19 protein-coding genes are annotated in these 18972 nt (G+C 37.5%); 16 read left to right on the top strand and 3 right to left on the bottom strand.

The features are described 5' to 3' along the window. Positions 1-2: 2 nt before the first annotated feature. From bshB1 to ACM5BR_RS05845, 14 genes are all read left to right on the top strand, one after another. Complete coding sequence (bshB1, locus tag ACM5BR_RS05910; protein ID WP_416827847.1) at positions 3-704, top strand: bacillithiol biosynthesis deacetylase BshB1; 702 nt, start codon at positions 3-5, stop codon at positions 702-704. Further along, positions 701-1843: an N-acetyl-alpha-D-glucosaminyl L-malate synthase BshA gene (gene bshA / locus ACM5BR_RS05905; protein WP_416827846.1), complete on the top strand. Its 1143-nt coding sequence runs from the start codon at positions 701-703 to the stop codon at positions 1841-1843. The genes bshB1 and bshA overlap by 4 nt, the downstream gene beginning before the upstream one ends. Continuing rightward, the gene (locus ACM5BR_RS05900) at positions 1830-3014 is read left to right on the top strand and encodes a CCA tRNA nucleotidyltransferase (protein ID WP_416826718.1); all 1185 of its coding nucleotides are present in this window, start codon (positions 1830-1832) and stop codon (positions 3012-3014) included. Before bshA ends, ACM5BR_RS05900 begins: the two co-directional genes overlap by 14 nt. Continuing rightward, positions 2999-3976, top strand: coding sequence for a biotin--[acetyl-CoA-carboxylase] ligase (locus ACM5BR_RS05895; protein WP_416826717.1), 978 nt, complete (start codon positions 2999-3001; stop codon positions 3974-3976). The genes ACM5BR_RS05900 and ACM5BR_RS05895 overlap by 16 nt, the downstream gene beginning before the upstream one ends. Before the next feature lie 205 nt (positions 3977-4181). After that, entirely contained in the window at positions 4182-5027 is an 846-nt protein-coding gene (gene panB, locus ACM5BR_RS05890) for a 3-methyl-2-oxobutanoate hydroxymethyltransferase (RefSeq protein ID WP_416826716.1), read from the top strand. Continuing rightward, positions 5018-5863 carry a pantoate--beta-alanine ligase gene (panC, locus tag ACM5BR_RS05885; protein WP_416826715.1) on the top strand — a complete coding sequence of 282 codons (846 nt, stop codon included), beginning with the start codon at positions 5018-5020 and terminating at the stop codon, positions 5861-5863. Before panB ends, panC begins: the two co-directional genes overlap by 10 nt. An 11-nt stretch (positions 5864-5874) precedes the next feature. Further along, positions 5875-6258, top strand: coding sequence for an aspartate 1-decarboxylase (panD, locus tag ACM5BR_RS05880; RefSeq protein WP_416826714.1), 384 nt, complete (start codon positions 5875-5877; stop codon positions 6256-6258). A 132-nt stretch (positions 6259-6390) separates the two neighbouring features. After that, complete coding sequence (gene dinG, locus ACM5BR_RS05875) at positions 6391-9168, top strand: ATP-dependent DNA helicase DinG (RefSeq protein WP_416826713.1); 2778 nt, start codon at positions 6391-6393, stop codon at positions 9166-9168. 262 nt (positions 9169-9430) lie between these two features. Further along, positions 9431-9583, top strand: a complete 153-nt coding sequence (locus ACM5BR_RS05870) for a DUF4264 family protein (RefSeq protein ID WP_416826712.1) — start codon at positions 9431-9433, stop codon at positions 9581-9583. A 7-nt stretch (positions 9584-9590) separates the two neighbouring features. Further along, entirely contained in the window at positions 9591-10061 is a 471-nt protein-coding gene (locus ACM5BR_RS05865) for a cell wall elongation regulator TseB-like domain-containing protein (protein WP_416826711.1), read from the top strand. A gap of 101 nt (positions 10062-10162) precedes the next feature. Continuing rightward, positions 10163-11455 carry an asparagine--tRNA ligase gene (asnS, locus tag ACM5BR_RS05860; RefSeq protein WP_416826710.1) on the top strand — a complete coding sequence of 431 codons (1293 nt, stop codon included), beginning with the start codon at positions 10163-10165 and terminating at the stop codon, positions 11453-11455. A 154-nt stretch (positions 11456-11609) separates the two neighbouring features. Beyond that, positions 11610-12314 (top strand): DnaD domain protein, encoded by a 705-nt coding sequence (locus ACM5BR_RS05855; RefSeq protein WP_416826709.1) that lies wholly within the window; start codon positions 11610-11612, stop codon positions 12312-12314. A gap of 76 nt (positions 12315-12390) precedes the next feature. Beyond that, entirely contained in the window at positions 12391-13047 is a 657-nt protein-coding gene (gene nth, locus ACM5BR_RS05850) for an endonuclease III (protein ID WP_416826708.1), read from the top strand. Beyond that, on the top strand, positions 13044-13562 hold the full coding sequence (locus ACM5BR_RS05845; RefSeq protein WP_416826707.1) for a YpoC family protein: 519 nt from the start codon (positions 13044-13046) through the stop codon (positions 13560-13562). Before nth ends, ACM5BR_RS05845 begins: the two co-directional genes overlap by 4 nt. 17 nt (positions 13563-13579) lie before the next feature. On the opposite strand, the gene ACM5BR_RS05840 is transcribed toward ACM5BR_RS05845, so the two are convergent. Both ACM5BR_RS05840 and recU read right to left on the bottom strand, forming a co-directional pair. Then, positions 13580-16150 (bottom strand): PBP1A family penicillin-binding protein, encoded by a 2571-nt coding sequence (locus ACM5BR_RS05840; protein ID WP_416826706.1) that lies wholly within the window; start codon positions 16148-16150, stop codon positions 13580-13582. Positions 16151-16214: 64 nt separating this feature from the next. Further along, positions 16215-16811, bottom strand: a complete 597-nt coding sequence (gene recU, locus ACM5BR_RS05835) for a Holliday junction resolvase RecU (protein ID WP_416826705.1) — start codon at positions 16809-16811, stop codon at positions 16215-16217. A 107-nt stretch (positions 16812-16918) separates the two neighbouring features. Here recU and ACM5BR_RS05830 point away from each other — a divergent pair, with 107 nt between their 5' ends. Beyond that, the gene (locus tag ACM5BR_RS05830; protein WP_416826704.1) at positions 16919-17920 is read left to right on the top strand and encodes a DUF2515 domain-containing protein; all 1002 of its coding nucleotides are present in this window, start codon (positions 16919-16921) and stop codon (positions 17918-17920) included. Positions 17921-18303: 383 nt separating this feature from the next. Next, on the top strand, positions 18304-18537 hold the full coding sequence (locus ACM5BR_RS05825; protein WP_416826703.1) for a hypothetical protein: 234 nt from the start codon (positions 18304-18306) through the stop codon (positions 18535-18537). An 83-nt stretch (positions 18538-18620) separates the two neighbouring features. Here ACM5BR_RS05825 and ACM5BR_RS05820 read toward each other — a convergent pair whose 3' ends face one another. Beyond that, positions 18621-18815: a YppF family protein gene (locus tag ACM5BR_RS05820; protein WP_416826702.1), complete on the bottom strand. Its 195-nt coding sequence runs from the start codon at positions 18813-18815 to the stop codon at positions 18621-18623. Positions 18816-18972: the final 157 nt, after the last annotated feature.

Genomic DNA, 18972 nt, shown 5'->3' with positions numbered 1-18972 from the left:
TTATTATGGAATTAGATATACTAGCATTTGGAGCACATGCCGATGATGTAGAGATCGGCATGGCAGCTACCATTATTAAATATACAAAGCTTGGCTTTCAAGTAGGAATTTGTGATTTAACAGAGGCTGATTTGTCTTCGAATGGATCCGTGCCAATGCGCAAGCAAGAAGCACAAAAAGCTGCAGACATTATGGGAGTAAAGAAAAGACTAAATCTTGGGCTTCCAGATCGAGGCTTACAATATAAGGATGAATACATTCGCAAACTTGTAGAGGTCATTCGTACCTATAAACCAAAACTTATTTTTGCACCTTATGTCGAAGATCGTCATCCTGATCACGCTTCCTGTTCGCGTCTCGTAGAGGAAGCGATGTTTTCTTCTGGTATTCGCAAATTCATGCCAGAAATAGCACATCATCGTGTTCAGTCCATGTACTACTTCATGATTAATGGGTTCCACAAGCCCTCCTTTTGTGTAGACATAAGCGATTATATGGATGAAAAGCTTCAGGCATTACAGGCATACGAAAGCCAATTTTCGAAAGGAATGGATGGAGTAACGACGCCGCTTACAGATGGTTATACGGAATCCGTCATTGCAAGAGAAAAATTATTCGGCAAAGAAGTTGGCGTGAAGTACGCAGAAGGATTTATGAGCAAAAAGCCTCTTGTTTTGCATAAAGACTTGCTAGGAGGATTATAATGTTAAAAATTGGGATTACGTGCTATCCGTCAGTCGGTGGTTCAGGTGTAGTCGGAACAGAGCTTGGAAAGCTACTTGCAGAACGTGGGCATGAAATACATTTTATTACATCAGGTGTACCTTTTCGGCTAAATAAATTTTATCCGAATATTTACTTTCACGAAGTGGAAGTAAATCAATATTCCGTTTTTCAATATCCTCCTTATGATTTAGCTTTAGCAAGTAAGATGGCGGAAGTAGCAGAGAGAGAAAAGCTTGACATTCTGCATGTTCACTATGCCATTCCGCATGCGGTTTGCGCCTATTTGGCAAAGCAAATGGCAACAGTACCGCTGAAGATTGTCACGACTCTTCATGGAACTGATATTACGGTTCTTGGTTATGATTCAACTCTAAATAATTTAATACGATTTGGCATTGAACAATCTGATTACGTTACCGCTGTTTCTCGTTCACTTGCATTGCAAACGAAGGAACTAATTCATCCAGATAAAGAGATCCATACCGTATATAACTTTATTGATGATCGTGTGTACCATAAGAAGAGAATGCTTCATCTAAAGGAACAATATGGTATAAATGAACATGAAAAAGTAATCATACATATTTCTAACTTTCGTAAGGTAAAACGCGTAGATCATATTATACATTCTTTTTCACGGATCCAAAAAGAAGTTCCTTCTAAACTGCTTCTTGTAGGTGATGGTCCTGAATATTGTGCGATGACATCTCTTGTAAGAGAGTTGAATCTGGAAGAAAAGGTATTATTTCTTGGAAAACAAGATAATGTAGAAGATCTATTATCGATTAGTGATCTTATGCTTTTGCTGTCAGCACAGGAAAGCTTTGGCCTTGTGCTTCTAGAGGCGATGTCATGTGGTGTTCCTTGTATTGGTACTAATATTGGCGGCATACCTGAGGTAATTAAGCACGGGGAAACGGGCTTTATTTGTGAACTTGGTGATATTGAAGATATTAGTCAGAAAGCAGTTCGAATTTTAAATAATCATACCCTTCACAAAAACATGTCGCATCAGGCAATAAAGATTGCGAAGGAAGAATTTGCTGCAGATCGCATCGTTTCTCAGTATGAAGCAATTTATTATGAACTGTTAGGTGAATTGCATGAAGCAATTTAAGAAAGCAACTATTATTTTGCAAACATTACATGAAAATGGACATGAAGCCTATTTTGTTGGAGGCAGTGTTCGTGATCTACTATTAGGGCGTCCTCTTGGAGACATTGACATAGCTACTTCTGCGATGCCTTCGGAAGTAATGAATATTTTTCCTCATCATGTGCCAGTAGGGTTAGAACACGGTACGGTTATTGTGATTGAAGAAGGAATACCCTATGAAGTAACGACGTTTCGAGTCGAGGAAGGGTACGAGGATTATAGACATCCAAAAGCAGTGAAATTCGTTCGCTCTCTTCATGAGGATTTGAAACGTAGAGACTTTACGATGAATGCGATTGCAATGACAAAAGATGGTGAGCTAATCGATCCATTTTTCGGTCAAAAAGCAATTGAGGAAAGAAAAATTGTGACCGTAGGAGACCCGCATGAACGCTTTGAAGAAGACGCACTTCGAATGATGCGTGGTGTACGGTTTGTAAGTACTCTTGGTTTCACCCTTCATGAAGAGACGAAACAGGCAATGGTAGATAATATGCACCGACTTTCACATATTGCAATCGAACGAATATCTGCCGAGTTTGAAAAATTATTGCTTGGAGAATTTGTGACTAGCGCATTTCCTATTATTACAGAGGTAAAGATGAATCTTTACTTGCCAGGATTGGAGGACAAGCAGGATGGCTTTCTACATGCAGCAACCTATGATTGGTTGATGATTGAACAGGATGTGGAAGCATGGACGTTCTTGCTTTTCTTATTTGGGATAGAAGACGAATTAGCTGTATTAAAACTATGGAAGCCTTCTAGTAAAAAAATGAATCGAATTCGGAAAATTCTTCATTATTTACGGGAACGGAGCAAGAAGCAGTGGGATGACATGATGTTATACAAAGCAGGAGAAGAAACAGCGATTATGGTTGAAAAGCTATTCAGCCTCATTTCACGTCATCCTGCAGTACAAGACATATCATCCAAGTGTAGGGAGCTTCCAATCCACAGTCGTAAAGAGCTCGCAGTGACAGGACATGATATACTGGGATGGAGTAGTATGCAACCGGGTCCTTGGGTTGCAAATATACTTGAAGAAGTAGAAAAAGCAGTCCTCTACAGGCGTGTTGCAAACGTAAAAGAGGACATTAAGGAGTGGCTACTTTCATGCAAACTTCTATAAGAAAACAGCTCTTGGAAATTTTCTCAGAAGCAGATGGAAAGTTCGTATCAGGACAAACAATAAGTGAAAAACTTGGCTGTTCTCGCACAGCTGTTTGGAAGCATATGGAGGATTTACGACGGGAAGGCTATGAGCTTGAAGCAATTCGACGACTTGGCTATCGGATTGCAAGTAAACCAGATAAGGTTACAGAAAATGAGGTGCAGCTGGGTTTACAAACTGCCTATATTGGTAGAAATGTTCATTTTGAAGAAACAGTCTCATCTACTCAAAAGATTGCATCAAGGCTTGTGTATGAAGGTGCTCCTGAAGGAACCATTGTTGTTGCAGAGGAACAACTGGAAGGACGAGGAAGATTGCAACGTAAATGGTACTCTCCGAAAGGGACAGGAATTTGGATGAGTATCATTTTACGTCCTGATATTCCGATTCACCAAGCTCCTCAGCTTACTCTTCTTGTAGCAGTAAGTGTAGCTCAGGCAATTGAAATGTACACAGGAGTAAACGTGGGAATTAAATGGCCAAATGATATTTTAATTAACGGAAAAAAGGTCGTTGGGATTTTAACCGAAATGCAAGCAGAAATTGATAAGATTCAAGCCATTATTATCGGCATTGGTATAAATGTTAACCACAAGAAGGAACATTTTGCACCTGAAATTTCGCAAATTGCTACTTCATTAGCCTTGGAAAAAGGAAGCGAAATTAATCGTGCTGGTTTAATGCAAGCTATTTTTGCACATATGGAAAAATTGTATGAAGAATATTTACAGCACGGATTTTCATTTATTAAAGCACTTTGGGAAAGCTATGCAATAAGCATTGGAAAAGAGATTAAAGCAGTAACGATGAATGAAACCTTTGTCGGCTTAGCGAAGGGGATACGCGATGATGGTGTTCTTATTCTAGAAGATCATAATGGAGCCATTCATTACATTCACTCAGCTGATATTGAAATCTAGTAGTACATTTTCTAAAGAATTTGGTATAATGTTGAACATGGGCAGTATCCAAAGGAACTGCACCCTTTTAACTTATAGCGGATTCTGCCTGGATCCAAGCGGACTGGGACAGAGGGATGAAAACAATGTACAATCCTTCTTCCTTATGGATAGAAGGATTTTTCTATGTCATCCCCTTCCTTATTCAAAAACGAGGAGGAGACAAATGAAAACTTCAAAAGATTTTATGGAAATGAAGCGTCAAGGTGAACCTATAGTGATGGTAACGGCTTATGATTATCCATCAGCAAAACTAACGGAACAAGCGAATGTAGATATGATTCTTGTTGGTGACTCTCTTGGAATGGTTGTACTTGGATATGATTCCACGATTCCTGTTACCACTCAGGACATGATTCATCACACAAAGGCGGTAAGACGCGGAGCAACCAATACATTTATCGTTACAGATATGCCGTTTATGTCCTATCACGTTTCAAAAGAAGATACAATGAAGAATGCAATGCGCATTATTCAAGAAGGGGGCGCTCATGCTCTTAAAATTGAAGGTGCTGATGAAGTTTTAGATGTGATTCGACAATTAACACATGCAGGTGTGCCGGTAGTCGCACATTTAGGTTTAACGCCGCAGTCTGTTAACGTTTTAGGTGGATATAAAGTACAAGGAAAAGATGCAGCCAGTGCTCGCAAGCTTATTGATGATGCGCGCCGCTGTGAGGAAGCAGGAGCAATTGCATTAGTACTTGAATGCGTTCCAAAACAGCTAGCTGTAGAAGTTTCATCTGCTCTTACGATTCCTACGATTGGAATTGGGGCAGGAAATGGGGTAGATGGACAGGTTCTCGTTTATCATGATTTGATTACGTATGGAGTTGGACGGGTTCCTAAGTTTGTGAAATCCTACGTGTCTGTACAAGATGAAATTGTTCGTGGTATTACTCAATATACGAATGAAGTAAAACAACGTCTGTTTCCAGAAGATAAACACTCCTTTACAATGAAAGAAGAAGAATTACAAGCTCTTTATGGAGGGAAGCTATCATGCAAGTAGTCACAACTATAAAATCGATGCAGAGTATTGCCCTATCAATACGTGCAGAGGGAAAAACAATCGGATTCGTACCAACAATGGGATATTTGCATGAAGGACATAAGACGTTATTAAAGCGTGCTAGAAAAGAAAATGATATTGTCATACTTAGTGTATTTGTCAATCCATTACAATTTGGACCGAATGAAGACTTTGATCGCTACCCACGAGATAAAGAAAGAGATGAACAAGTAGCACGCGAAGCAGATGTTGATTATGTGTTTTATCCAAGTGCCAAGGAAATGTATCCAGAGCCACTTACCACGAAAATTACCGTAGCATCACGTACAAATGTTTTGTGCGGCAGAAAGCGTCCTGGTCATTTTGATGGAGTTGCAACTGTATTAATAAAACTATTCCATATTGCAATGCCTCATAATGCCTATTTTGGTTTAAAGGATGCACAACAGGTTGCTGTTATTAAAGGGTTTGTTGCTGATTATAATATTCCTGTTACGATTAATCCGGTTGATATAGTGAGGGAAGAGGATGGCCTTGCTAAAAGCTCACGAAATACATTTCTTTCGAGCCAAGAGCGAATGGAGGCACCTCATTTATATAAAAGCTTACAAGTAGCGAAAAAGGCAATAGACGAAGGAGAACGCAATCCACAAGCTATTATTTCTCTTATTACTAATTATTTACAAGAAAATACCCATGGGGAAATCGATTACGTTGAAATCTATGCATATCCAGCATTAACAGAAGTAGATTTACTTACAGGATCGATGATTATTGCCATTGCAGTTAAATTTCCTAGTGCCAGATTAATCGATAATATTACATTTACAATTTAGGGGGAACAAATATGCTTCGCACAGTTATGAGAGCAAAGTTGCATCGTGCAACCGTTACGGAAGCAAACTTAAATTATGTAGGAAGTATCACGATAGATGAAGATTTAATGGATGCTGTAGGAATTGTTGAAAATGAAAAGGTACAAATTGTTGACAACAATAATGGAGCACGACTGGAAACGTACGTTATAAAGGGAGAACGAGGAAGCAAAGTTATGTGCCTAAACGGTGCGGCTGCCAGACTTGTTCAGCCTGGAGATAAAATCATTGTTATTTGCTATGGTATGGTTAATGAAGAAGAATTAAAAACCCACCAACCTAGAATTGCGGTACTAGATGATCATAATAACATCGAGCAAATGCTAGGCTATGAACCAGCAAGTACAATTCTATAAAGGTTATAATGGAGAGGGTAACCAAAAAGAATGTTCTTTTTGTGTTGCCCTTTTTCTGATTTTCATAAAGGTAAGTAAAAACGTGGTATAGTAAAAATGTGATAGATGCTTCTTAGTAAAAGAGGTGAGAGAATGGACAGATATGTTGTCGTCGACTTAGAAACAACAGGTAATACATCAAAATATGGAAATGATAAAATTACACAATTTGCTGCAGTCGTGATTGAGGACGGAGAAATAACTGAGGTGTTTTCCACATTCGTCAATCCGCAAAAACCAATTCCTCCATTTATTACAGAGCTCACAGGAATAAACGATGAAATGGTTCAAAGTGCTCCGCTTTTTCAAGAGATAGTTCCAAAAGTAAGAAGTCTATTAGAAGGTTCTAGCTTTGTTGCTCATAATGTTTATTTTGATTGGGGATTTTTACAAGAAGAGATGGCAGTTGCAGGATATAACCCATTATCGTGTCCAGTTATAGATACAGTCGAACTTGCTAGATTTTTACTTCCTACTTCAGATAGTTATAAACTGGCAGATTTAGCTAAAGCATTCGAAATTATTCATGAACATCCGCATCGTGCAGATAGTGATGCAGAGGTAACTGCAAAATTATTTTTGAAGTTATTAGATAAAATGAGTAGTTTTCCTTTAGCTACACTGCAATCGTTATATGAATTAAGTAGAAACTTTAAAAGTGATAGCGGTGAAATTATTGCTTCTTTGATCATGGAAAAGTTAGAAAGTAATGAAACAAGTGAAGCATACGATATCTTTCGAAATATTGCCCTTCGCAAAAAATCGTATACCGTTTCTTTTGATGAAGAGCATATATCGTTTGAACAATTTGAAAAACATATTGATGATCATTTACGTTCTGTACTTCCTGCCTATGAGGTGCGGGATGGTCAACGAATGATGATGAAGGAAGTGTATGCTTCTTTTATAAATAACAAAATTTCTTTCATTGAATCGGGTACAGGAACAGGGAAAACACTTGCCTATTTACTTCCTAGTATGTTTTATGCGAAAAAAGCGGAAAAACCAGTTGTTATTAGTACTCATACCGTGCAACTTCAACAACAAATTATGGACAAAGAAATTCCATTATTAAAGAAAATACTCCCTTTTTCATTTGAAGTAGCGCTTATGAAGGGGCGAAAGCATTATTTATGCCTAAATAAATTTGAACATGCAATGCAGGAAGAAGATACGAATTATGACAGTGTATTAACGAAGGCAAAAATACTAGTTTGGTTACTGCAGACGGAAACAGGAGATGTAGATGAACTGAATTTGCCAACTGGCGGGAAAATACTATGGCAACGTATTTGCTGTGATCGAAATAGTCAGACTGGTAATCGAAATGTGTGGAACAGTCGTTGTTTTTATGAACATGCAAAGCATCGTGTGTATTTTGCAGACCTTATAGTAACGAATCATGTAATGTTATTTCAGGATAGTTCAAATGAGGATTCCATTTTTTCTGATTACGAATATATTGTGCTGGATGAAGCGCATCAAATTGAAGCTGCTGCAAGTCATGCACTAGGGGAACAATTTTCTTGTTTGTCGTTTCAGTTATTATTATCAAGACTTGGTACATTGGATACAGATGGTGTACTTCATCATTTATACGAAATTATGGATAACCATCATATTGCATCCATAACACAATTTAGAGAGATCGATGAAAGATTACGTACAATTAAATTTGAATCAGATGAACTGTTCCGAATGCTACGTTCATTTATCTTTGATCGGAATCAGAAGAAAAACATAAGTCAAAATATAAAAATACAATATAAATACGATGCAGTACATGAAAAAGGGAAATTATGGAGTGCTATTACAGAATCTGCGTATCGATTGGATACTCTTTTACAAAGCGTACATAATGGATTTATGCAATTAATTGACAAAGTGCGAAATCAACTAGGAGGCTACGTAATCGGTCAAGAGTTTACAAGCTTATCCGACTCCTTATCAGGTATGAAGCAGGCACTTCTTTCCTTATTAGTAAAGGAGCAAGTTGATGGTGTAACCTGGATGGAGACAGATACGAAGGGCTCTCTTCATTCGACTATTTTATTTAAACAGCCTACTGATGTAAGTTCTATACTTGAACAAATGTTTTTTTCCAAACGAAAAAGCGTCGTATTAACATCTGCAACTCTTACAGTGAATGGAACATTTGATTATGTGAAGAAAGTATTAGGTTTGACAAAACGACCTACATCTACATTGGTAGTACCTTCACCTTTTCGATATGATACGCAAGTTAAAATGATGATACCAACGACTGTTCCAAATATTAAATCCGTATCCAAACAGGAGTATGTAACTAGTATTACCGAGCACATTGCTTCTATTGCAACAGCAATGCGTGGTCGTATGCTTGTTCTATTTACATCATATGATATGCTGCGGGAAACATACAATCTGGTCAAGGAAATGGAAGTTCTAGGTGATTACGCCTTACTTGCACAAGGTGTTAATGGAATGAACCGCATGAGAATGACGAAAAATTTTCAGACCTTTGACAAAGCGATTTTATTTGGTACGAGTAGCTTTTGGGAAGGAATTGACATTCCAGGTGAGGCGCTAAGCTGTCTTGTAATGGTTCGTCTGCCTTTTGCTCCGCCAGACTCTCCTATTATGGCTGCAAAAGCGAAAAAACTGATTCAAATGGGAAAAAGCCCCTTCCAAGAACTGTCATTACCCCAAGCAATTATTCGCTTTAAGCAAGGCTTTGGTAGATTAATTCGAACAAAGGATGATAATGGCATATTTTTTGTATTAGATCGACGAATTAAAAGCACCTATTATGGAAAACAATTTATCGAATCCATTCCGCCAGTCCCTATATACGAAGAGACGATTGAAGAGCTACTGCATAGGCTATGCTAGCATAAAAATAGCCTGTAAATTGTCATACAGGCTATTCATGTGGGTAGGAGAATATTTTCGTTTGAAGTATTACTTTCATAATAATGGAATTCGCCAGTGTTAATGGCTATAAAGTACGGACTCACTTTAAGCCTAAGCCTTTAATAGATGAAAATCTCCTGCTATAATAAGTGAGTGTAGAAGCATTGTAGAGAATGTACTTATATTGTAACCGTATGGTGCTCTAATATGATTAGAAATTTTGTGTAACGGAGGAGTTTTGATGGACAAGAAGATTGAAGTGCTTTCGACAACTCGTGTGTATAAAATTGTCGATGGCTTGAATCGAACGTTAAAGGAAAAGGATTTCCTATTTGGTTTAGCGTTAGATGAGAACGAGAAAAATCAAGAAATATTAACCATTTATAGAACGTAGTGATAGAATGAAAAAGTGGATTCTTATAATCATATTAGTCATTGTAGCGGGTATTTCGTACGGTGCATATGTATACAACAATGCGATAAGTAACAAGCGTTTAGGAGAAGATAAAGCTACTGCTATTGCTAAGAAAGAAGCTTCTCTTACACAAATTACTGCTACTGATTATTACCATGGAAAAAGTTCCTATACCATAATAGAAGGTACGAAGCTTTCGGGAGAACAATGGATTGTTTGGGTGCCTAATGATCAAGGGAAAGTACTATCAAAACAGACGAAGGATGGTATCTCTTCCGAGCAAGCTGCCGGGATTGTTACGAAAGATAAACAGCCAAAACAAATTGTGAAAGTAAAATTAGGTGCTGAAAATGAAACTCCACTTTGGGAAATTACATATATTGACCAAGAAAATCGTTACCATTACTATTATGTCAACTTTACAGATGGTAAATTTGAAGGAGAGTATAGTATATAAAGATGTATCGTACTTGATAAGTGCAAAGAATGAAGTACTGGTATAATCTGGTGAAGAAAGAAACACATTATATAGAGATATTTGTTGGAGGGACTACGTAGGTGAAAACAACGATAGAACAAGTAAAAAACTATGTGAATCAAGAAGTAACGATTGGGGCATGGCTTGCAAACAAGCGCTCTAGCGGTAAGATTGCTTTTTTACAGCTTCGTGATGGTTCTGGATTTATTCAAGGTGTAGTTGTAAAAGCAGAAGTTGGAGAAGAAGTATTCCAAAAGGCAAAATCTTTAACACAAGAAACTTCTCTATATGTGACAGGCATTGTTCATGAAGATGAACGTTCTCCGTTTGGTTATGAACTTGCTGTTACTAATATTGAAGTCATTCATGAATCAAAGGATTATCCAATAACGCCTAAGGAACATGGTACAGAGTTTTTAATGGATCATCGTCATCTTTGGATTCGTTCTAAACGTCAACATGCTGTATTACGTATTCGTCATGAAATCATACGTGCTACTTACGAATTTTTTGATCAAAATGGATTCGTTAAGGTAGATCCGCCAATTCTAACAGGTAGTGCGCCTGAGGGTACGACGGAATTATTCCATACAAAATATTTTGACGAAGATGCCTATTTATCGCAAAGTGGACAGCTATACATGGAAGCTGCAGCGATGGCTATGGGACGTGTATTTTCGTTTGGACCAACGTTCCGTGCTGAGAAGTCAAAAACACGTCGTCATTTAATTGAGTTTTGGATGATTGAACCGGAAATGGCATTTACTGATCATGAAGAAAATTTACGTGTTCAAGAAAGCTATGTTACGTATATTGTTCAATCCGTACTAAAAAATTGTGCATTAGAATTAAAAATTCTAGGAAGAGATACAACAAAGTTGGAATTAATACAAGCTCCATTCCCACGTATCACATATGATGATGCAATTAAACTTTTACATGAAAAAGGTTTTGAAGATATACAGTGGGGAGAAGACTTTGGTGCACCACATGAGACGGCGATTGCTGAAAGCTTTAATAAGCCAGTGTTTATTACACACTATCCAGCAAAGATAAAATCATTTTATATGAAACCAGATCCAAATCGTCCGGAAGTCGTATTATGTGCAGACTTAATAGCACCAGAGGGATACGGTGAAATAATTGGCGGATCCCAACGTATTGATGATTTTGATTTATTAAAACAACGCATTGATGAAAATAACTTAAGTGAAGAAGCGTACCAATGGTATTTAGATCTTCGTAAATACGGTTCTGTTCCTCACTCCGGCTTTGGATTAGGCCTAGAGCGTACGGTAGCGTGGTTATCAGGTGTAGAACACGTTCGTGAAACAATTCCGTTCCCACGTTTGTTAAACCGTCTCTACCCATGATCATGTAAAAACACTATGACCTCCCCTCGAACGAACCTATGTAGTTCGGGCAGGGGAGGTTTTTTTAAAAGGAAAAGCATAAGATATTCAATGTTACTTGTATTTTAGAGTATGACTGTAATCGTAACTGCTTGTTGAAAGTGAGGTGTAGGATATGGATCACAATATAATGGTTGAGTGGATCGAACAAGGAAGTATTGCAATTCCGAAGTTACTGATGACCCATTATAAAAACATTGGTTTAACTGAAGTTGAATTTATGGTTGTTTTGCATGTGCATACTTTTTTAGAGTCAGGAAATTCATTTCCAACTCCTGATGAAATTGCAAATAGAATGACTATTTCATCCGCAGAATGTGTAGAAATATTACGGAAGCTTATTCAACGTGGATATATGATGATTGAAGCGAATAAAAAGAATCAAGAAATTCTTTCAGAAGCATATTCCCTTCAGCCGCTTTGGGAAAAGATGCTACAACTTTTATTACATGAAACGACAGAACAACAGCAAGAAAAGATGGAGCAGCTGCAATCGAGCTTATATACGATTTTTGAAAAGGAACTGGGCAGACCGCTATCTCCGTTCGAATGTGAAACTCTTATGATGTGGCAGGACCAAGATCATCATGATGCAATCATTATTCAAGCTGCCCTTCGAGAAGCGGTAATGAGTGGAAAATTAAATTTTCGTTATATTGATCGCATTTTATTTGAATGGAAAAAGAATGGGGTCAAAACGGTTGAACAAGCACAAGAACACGGACGTAATTTTCGCTCGCATCGAAAAACAACATCTTCTCCGAAGCAAGATGTAAAATATACAGGGAAAATACCGTTTTACAACTGGCTTGAACAGTAAAGTAATGACCTGCGGACCAACCCTCTGGATTACACAACATGGCTTTGGTCCGCTTTTTCTAATTTGGAGGTAAAGAATGTTAACGTTAAAGCAAATTCGATATTGCCTTGATGTAATAGGTGAAATGTTTCCTGATGCGCATTGCGAGCTCAATCATTCGAATCCATTTGAACTCGTTATTGCTGTGTCCTTGTCAGCTCAGTGTACTGATAACCTTGTTAATAAAGTGACAAAGGACCTCTTTGAAAAGTATAAAAAACCAGAAGATTATCTTGCAGTATCGCTCGAAGAATTACAACAAGATATTCGTTCGATTGGACTGTATCGCAATAAAGCGAAACATATTCAAAAGCTATGCCAAATTCTTATTGAGCAGTATGATGGGAAAGTTCCTCAGGATCGTAATGAATTAATGAAGTTACCAGGAGTAGGGAGGAAGACGGCGAATGTCGTTGTATCTGTTGCGTTTGATATTCCTGCAATTGCTGTCGATACACACGTAGAACGAGTTAGTAAACGTCTAGGCATATGTCGTATAAAGGATACTGTTTTGGAAGTAGAACAAACATTAATGAAAAAGGTACCTAAGGAGGAATGGGGGATTACTCATCATCGCCTTATTTTTTTTGGACGCTATCATTGTAAGGCACAGCGGCCGCAATGTGAAACATGTCCACTTCTGACGTTATGCCGTGAGGGGAAGAAACGAATGAAAGAGAAGGAAAAGCAATGACACAAATACAAGTTCCTAATCGTTTTGTTATGGATCCTTTTTATAAAGAGGGGGATATTATTTCGTTTGAGAAAGAAACGTGTGTAGAAGAGGGTGACATGTTTATATTTGAGATCGCAGCTGCAGAAGAAATAGATTTATATCAGCCGTGGAATGTTAAGGAGAAGACAATACCAGTTATCTTAGAAATTTGGAAACAGGATCAAGAAGAAATTGCTTCACTGTTTCGCAAACGAAAGAGAAATGAAGCAAAGGCACCGATGATTAGGCATACTGCACGGTTTGTATCCATCCTGTTCTGGTTAAACGGAACGTACATATCATCTTTACAGCAGTATGCAAAGGAAATTGAGGTATTGGACTTAAAACCTGTGAACATTGTAGAGCGACTAAGGTTTATATTGGAACAACCAGACCATTATCATTCATTCATTCAGCTTTCACAGCTATATGAAGAAGCCCGAAAACTGTTTGGAAAAATGATTGTCATGAAAAAAAACCATCTCCATGAATAGGAGATGGTTTTTTGCTTTTAATGTGATGGTTTAGTTGTGTTTCCGTTATTTGATCCATTTCCGGGATTATTGCCACCATCACCTGGTGCAGATCCACCAGTATTTGAACCCGAACCGCCAGTATTCGATCCATTTGATGAATCCGAATTTGGTGGAGTAGCCGGGTTTGTCGGATTTGCCGGAGCTGGTGGAGTTCCTGACTGGCCATTATTCTGATTTCCTTGATTAGGAGGAGTCGGTGGACTTTGACTTCCAGATCCCGAACCAGGAACAACTACGGTTACCGTTACAGCATCACTACTTTGTCCGTTTGAATTAGCAACTATAGAGAAGGAGTATTGACCGCCTGGTTTTACATTGCTAAGAGTTACATTCATGCTCTTCGTAGAAGTGAGAGCAGTTTTAGCGCCTCCGTTTAGCGTATAGCTGACGTCAAAGGACGGATTTTTCACAGTTGCAGAATTAAATGCCCAACTTAATGAAATTGTATTCGATGCCTGATCGTACTTTGCTTGTAAACCACTAGGTACATCTGGTTTGGCAGCTGGAGCTTCGATCTTTTCTCCACCTTTTACATTAAGTTCATTGGTAACTGGATCTCGTTCGACATCATCTGGCATTTGGAAAGTAGAAGTATCTGTCCCAAACTTCGCAAACATTTCTTTGAATATTTTCTGTGAAATTTTGGTTGTATTGCCATCCATATACATGCCAGGACCATTTTTAACATATCCCGTCCAAACTGTCATCGTATATTGTGGTGTATACCCGCAGAACCAACTGTCATTCGTAGCGGAAGTAGGATAATCGTACTTGTTGATTACATCCGCAGGGAAGTTTGTTGTACCTGTTTTACCTGCTACATCTAAGCCTGGAACTGCAGCTGTTTTACCTGTACCATCGCTAATAACAGAGCGTAACATATCGGTAATCATATAGGCTGTGTAGTCCTTCATTACACGTTTTGGCTTTGGTTTAAAGCTCACTTCTTTACCATCTGGATATACGACCTTTTGGACGAAATGAGGTTGTGTGTAATTTCCGGAATTTGCAAATGCTCCGTATGCCCCAGCCATTTCTAGTGGATTAACATTGTTAGCCCCGATAGCGGTAGATTCAAATGTTTGATTATTATCAAATGTAATGCCAAGTCCTTGTGCAAAGGCTTGTGACTTGTCTTTTCCCACTGCCCGCATTGTAAGGAGTGCAGGAATGTTATAGGATTGAGCAATTGCATTTCGAATTGACATTACGCCGTGATATTGATTGTCCCAGTTTGAAATTGGATCACCTGTATTATATTTTGTTTCTTTATCTTCAATTTGATGACCAGTAGACCATTTTAAGTTTTCAATCGCTGGACCATAGTCGAAGATTGGTTTAAAGGAAGAACCAGGCTGACGACTAATATCAATTGCAAAGTTGCTACCTTTAAATTGGGCTTTATTATCATTTCGTCCACTACCCACTGCTCGAACTTCACTCGTTTTTGAGTCCATAAATACGAAAGCAGCTTGGAATTTATCATTTGGATAATTTACAACATCTTGTGTATTTACGATCTCATCAGCATATTGCTGTGCTTTCGGATCAAGGGTTGTATAAATGGAAAGACCATCTGTACCTATATTAACATCCGGAAGCTTAGCTTCTACTTCTTTTGTCGCAGCGTCTAGAAAGGCTTGGTAAGGCATTTCAGAATCCTTTGCAGGAGGTTGCAATCCTTGATCAACCGGAACCTTCATTGCATCTTCCATCTCTTGCTGGGTAATATACCCTTGTTTGTTCATCATAGTCAATACAAGATTGCGACGCTTTGTGGCTGCATCTTTATTTTCAGGCTTCGTTGGATCGTAATTATTTGGACTTTGTGGAAGACCAGCTAACATTGCAGCCTGTGGCAATGTTAGTTTATTTAAATCTTTTGCATCAATGCCATAATAGTTTTTAGCAGCTGCTGCAAGACCCCATGATTTGTTTCCAAGATTAATTTTATTTAAATACATTGTCAGTATTTCATGCTTACTGTATTTTTGTTCAAGCTTGTAAGCTAAATACCACTCTTGGACTTTCCGTTTTAATGTTTTATCAGAAGATAAGAAAGAGTTCTTAATAACCTGTTGTGTAATCGTACTACCACCTTGTGAGCCAAAGCCACCGCTCACATTCGCTAAAATGGCCTTCGTAGTTCGTATAATGTCCACCCCGTGGTGTTCATAAAATCTGCTATCCTCTGTAGCTAAAAAAGCTTCCTCAACTACTTTTGGTACTTGATCGTAAGTAATGGGTGTTCTTTTTTGTGAACCATATTCATGAATAAGATTGCCATCTTTATCATAAAACTTTGTAGATACTGGATCAGCAAGTTTTGATTCATCTATTTTTGGAGCATCTTTTATCATTGCAAAGAAAGTAGCAACCCCTGCACCTAACGTTACAATGCCGATAAGTAAGCAGGCTACTAAAAATTTCTTCAAGAACGAGCCCTTTTTACGTGGCTTAGCGTCATTCACTTGTTGTCCTTGTTGTCCTTGCTTTACTTTTTCTGCCTGTCTTCGTTCTTCGCGAGAACGATAATTGTCTGACATTATCCTTTCTCCTACCTTTCACTATCTGAAAAAAATCAAATCATGAGCTTTATTTTTGAATGTATCATGAAAAATACAACGTGTCTAGTACACTAGCATAATGAATACGCGGGTGATAACCAGATTGTAGCAAATGCCCATTTAATTCAATTTCCTGCTTTGTAATCGACTTTCTTCCTCCTTGTTCTTGTCGATCCCAATATTGAATAACATATTTGCCTTCTAGAAAATAAATCTCGTCTAATTGCGTAAATTTAATAATGGCGAATGTTATTCCCCCATGATAAAGTACATTCCTCATATGCTTAATTTGATGAGGATGAAAGTTATGCAAAGGAAAACTCGTTTTATTTTTGGTTTCCTTGGCTTCAAAATCTACATATTTTCCTTTGTATACACCATTATAATCCGTAGTGGAAGGCTGTTTAAAATAGGCTTCTGTTATGACAGCAGCACTTCTTTGTGGATAATCAACCTTTACAATTTGAAGAGGAATAGGTTTTTTGTGTACACATGCGATGTCATGGGCAAGATAATATTGGTTTGTTTCGTTTAGTTCCTCTTCTAGTGTCATCCCCCTATTACTATATGATGGATTGCTAATAGGCGAATTCCCTTGCTTCTTTAAATACCGTTTGCCATTAGGATAACGGATGGTCATATTCTCTTCTTCTCCAATTCGAATTACTTACAAAGGTGATTATATCAAAAAAAGGACGTAATAGGTCAGAAAGTTTTTTATATGGAGCTACAGATGGAGGTGGAATCTTGACAGAAATTAATATAGATTATTTTAGTTATCGTAAAAAAAGAAAAGAAGTACAGTACACAAAAGAAGAAAGTGCAATTATTTATAAAATTAAACAGAATGTTAAGCTTTATAATGTTGATAATATTTCTCGGACATACGCATACAAGAAATTTTATCATGCTAACAATTATATGTTCTGGTCATTTCTAGCGAGTATGGTATCTCGTAATGCAGGATGGAATATGACAGATTTAGAAGGAAACTACCTTCCAAAGTTACTATCAGAATCGGTTCGAAACCGACTATTTCTTTCGTATGAAAGAGCAAATTGGCTTATTTTCGAAGATGCTTTTCCCCAGCTCCTGCTTTATGAGTATTCTCTTCAACTTCAAAGACCTCTATTTCATTTATTAAGTGCTTTTTCTGTGTCCGTATTTATGGAAGGAGAATGGGAGAGATACTGGAAGATGAAAGATCATAGGCGTTTGATGACTGCTCTTATAATAAATGAACAACATGTTATTCAACATCCAGTCATTGAGCACCCTTATTTTCAAAAGCATGTGTTTAAGTCACTCGTATTTCAGTTCCAAGAGCTATTCCATTTTAGTTCAGTAATTTTCCCTACCTTGCAGGGGAAATTATATGGACTTTCCGTCCATGACTTTATTTATGTTAAAAAACGAATTGAATTAGGGAAGAAGCTAGCTATCCTGTTATTTCATTCAGATTATCAAAGTAGGTTTACATCATTTTCAGATGAAACGGAACATACAGGATCTAGAATGGATTATGAACAATACGCAGAAAAAAAGGAGAAAGCTTCCCCATCTTTACGTAATATATATCCAGTTATTATGCATCATCGTCATTATAGGGAGGATTGGTTTCATATAAATATGGACATGTCTTCATTATTTGAACCTGTTACATTAGATGAGAACATTGATCTTACGGAATGGTTTACATCAAAGAGAAAACAGCTTCATTTACTATCTTCTATTAAGTCCTTTCTATAATAAGGAAAAAGGGAGCTGACTCAAAAGGGAGAAAACCATTCCCTTTTGAGTCAGCTCACGAAATAGGTTCGTATGCTTCGGATTATTTTTGTTTTTAGACAGCCCACTTTTTCCTACATTGTTTTATGTAGCAGGAAAATTTGGTCCATCAACTTTCGGATTTCCAGTTTTTTTATCCTGCTTTTTTTGTTCTTTTGTCACTTGTTTTTTATTTTTAGCCATTTTTATCTCACCTCCTTTACGTATTGTAGCCATGTCAGTGACATTCATACCTTTCAGTGAAAAATCACTTTCTTTGCCGAATGGATACTAGTTTTGTCATAGGAGAAGGTAGTACGATTGTTATGAGCGAATGTATGAACAATAAAAGGGAGGGATTTGCAATGGTAATCGTATCCAAGGAAAAGGTAGTAACGACGATTGATGAGCTCCTGAGTACTCTTGATTTGCTAGAAATGCAAGTAACGTTGCGAGTAAATCATGTCCTAAAGAATAAAGAAAATGAGATGATTCATACTGTTGAAATTATTGAGTCTTACGTTGGTCATATGGAAACGAAGCAGTTTCGGAATATAGGAGAAGGAAATTGGGGAGGGTATGATTCGTTAGCTGTTTAACGATTTAAGTAGAGGAAGAGGATTGAATCCATTTTTTATATTAGAAGACAAAAGAGAGGGGATCCCCTCTCTTTTTTTAGCGATTAGCTTGTAACAGTATCTGAAAAATCAGGTTTAGTCGCCCCTATTTCTTCTAATTCTCGAATAATATTTCGATAGTCTGAAATACAGATGGAACCATGTAAATATCGTTGCCTTGCAAAATCTAACAACATATTCAAATCTGGTTCATATTGCCGTAAAGAAATAAAATTTGAACGTAGCTCTCCAAGTTTCATTACATCATTCCCCCTTGAGAAGAATTAACTTCTACAAATTTATCGTATCATATATAGATTACTTTCTTTATTTTTGCAAAATTGAAACTATCGACAACTTTTGACGTTTTTTTATTGTAACCAATAATGAAAGAAGTTGTTACACGTTCTCTAGCTC

It is taken from the genome of Ectobacillus polymachus, from assembly GCF_048159605.1.
Classification (GTDB): domain Bacteria; phylum Bacillota; class Bacilli; order Bacillales; family Bacillaceae_G; genus Ectobacillus; species Ectobacillus polymachus.
This window is presented reverse-complemented; position numbering and strand designations above follow the sequence as displayed.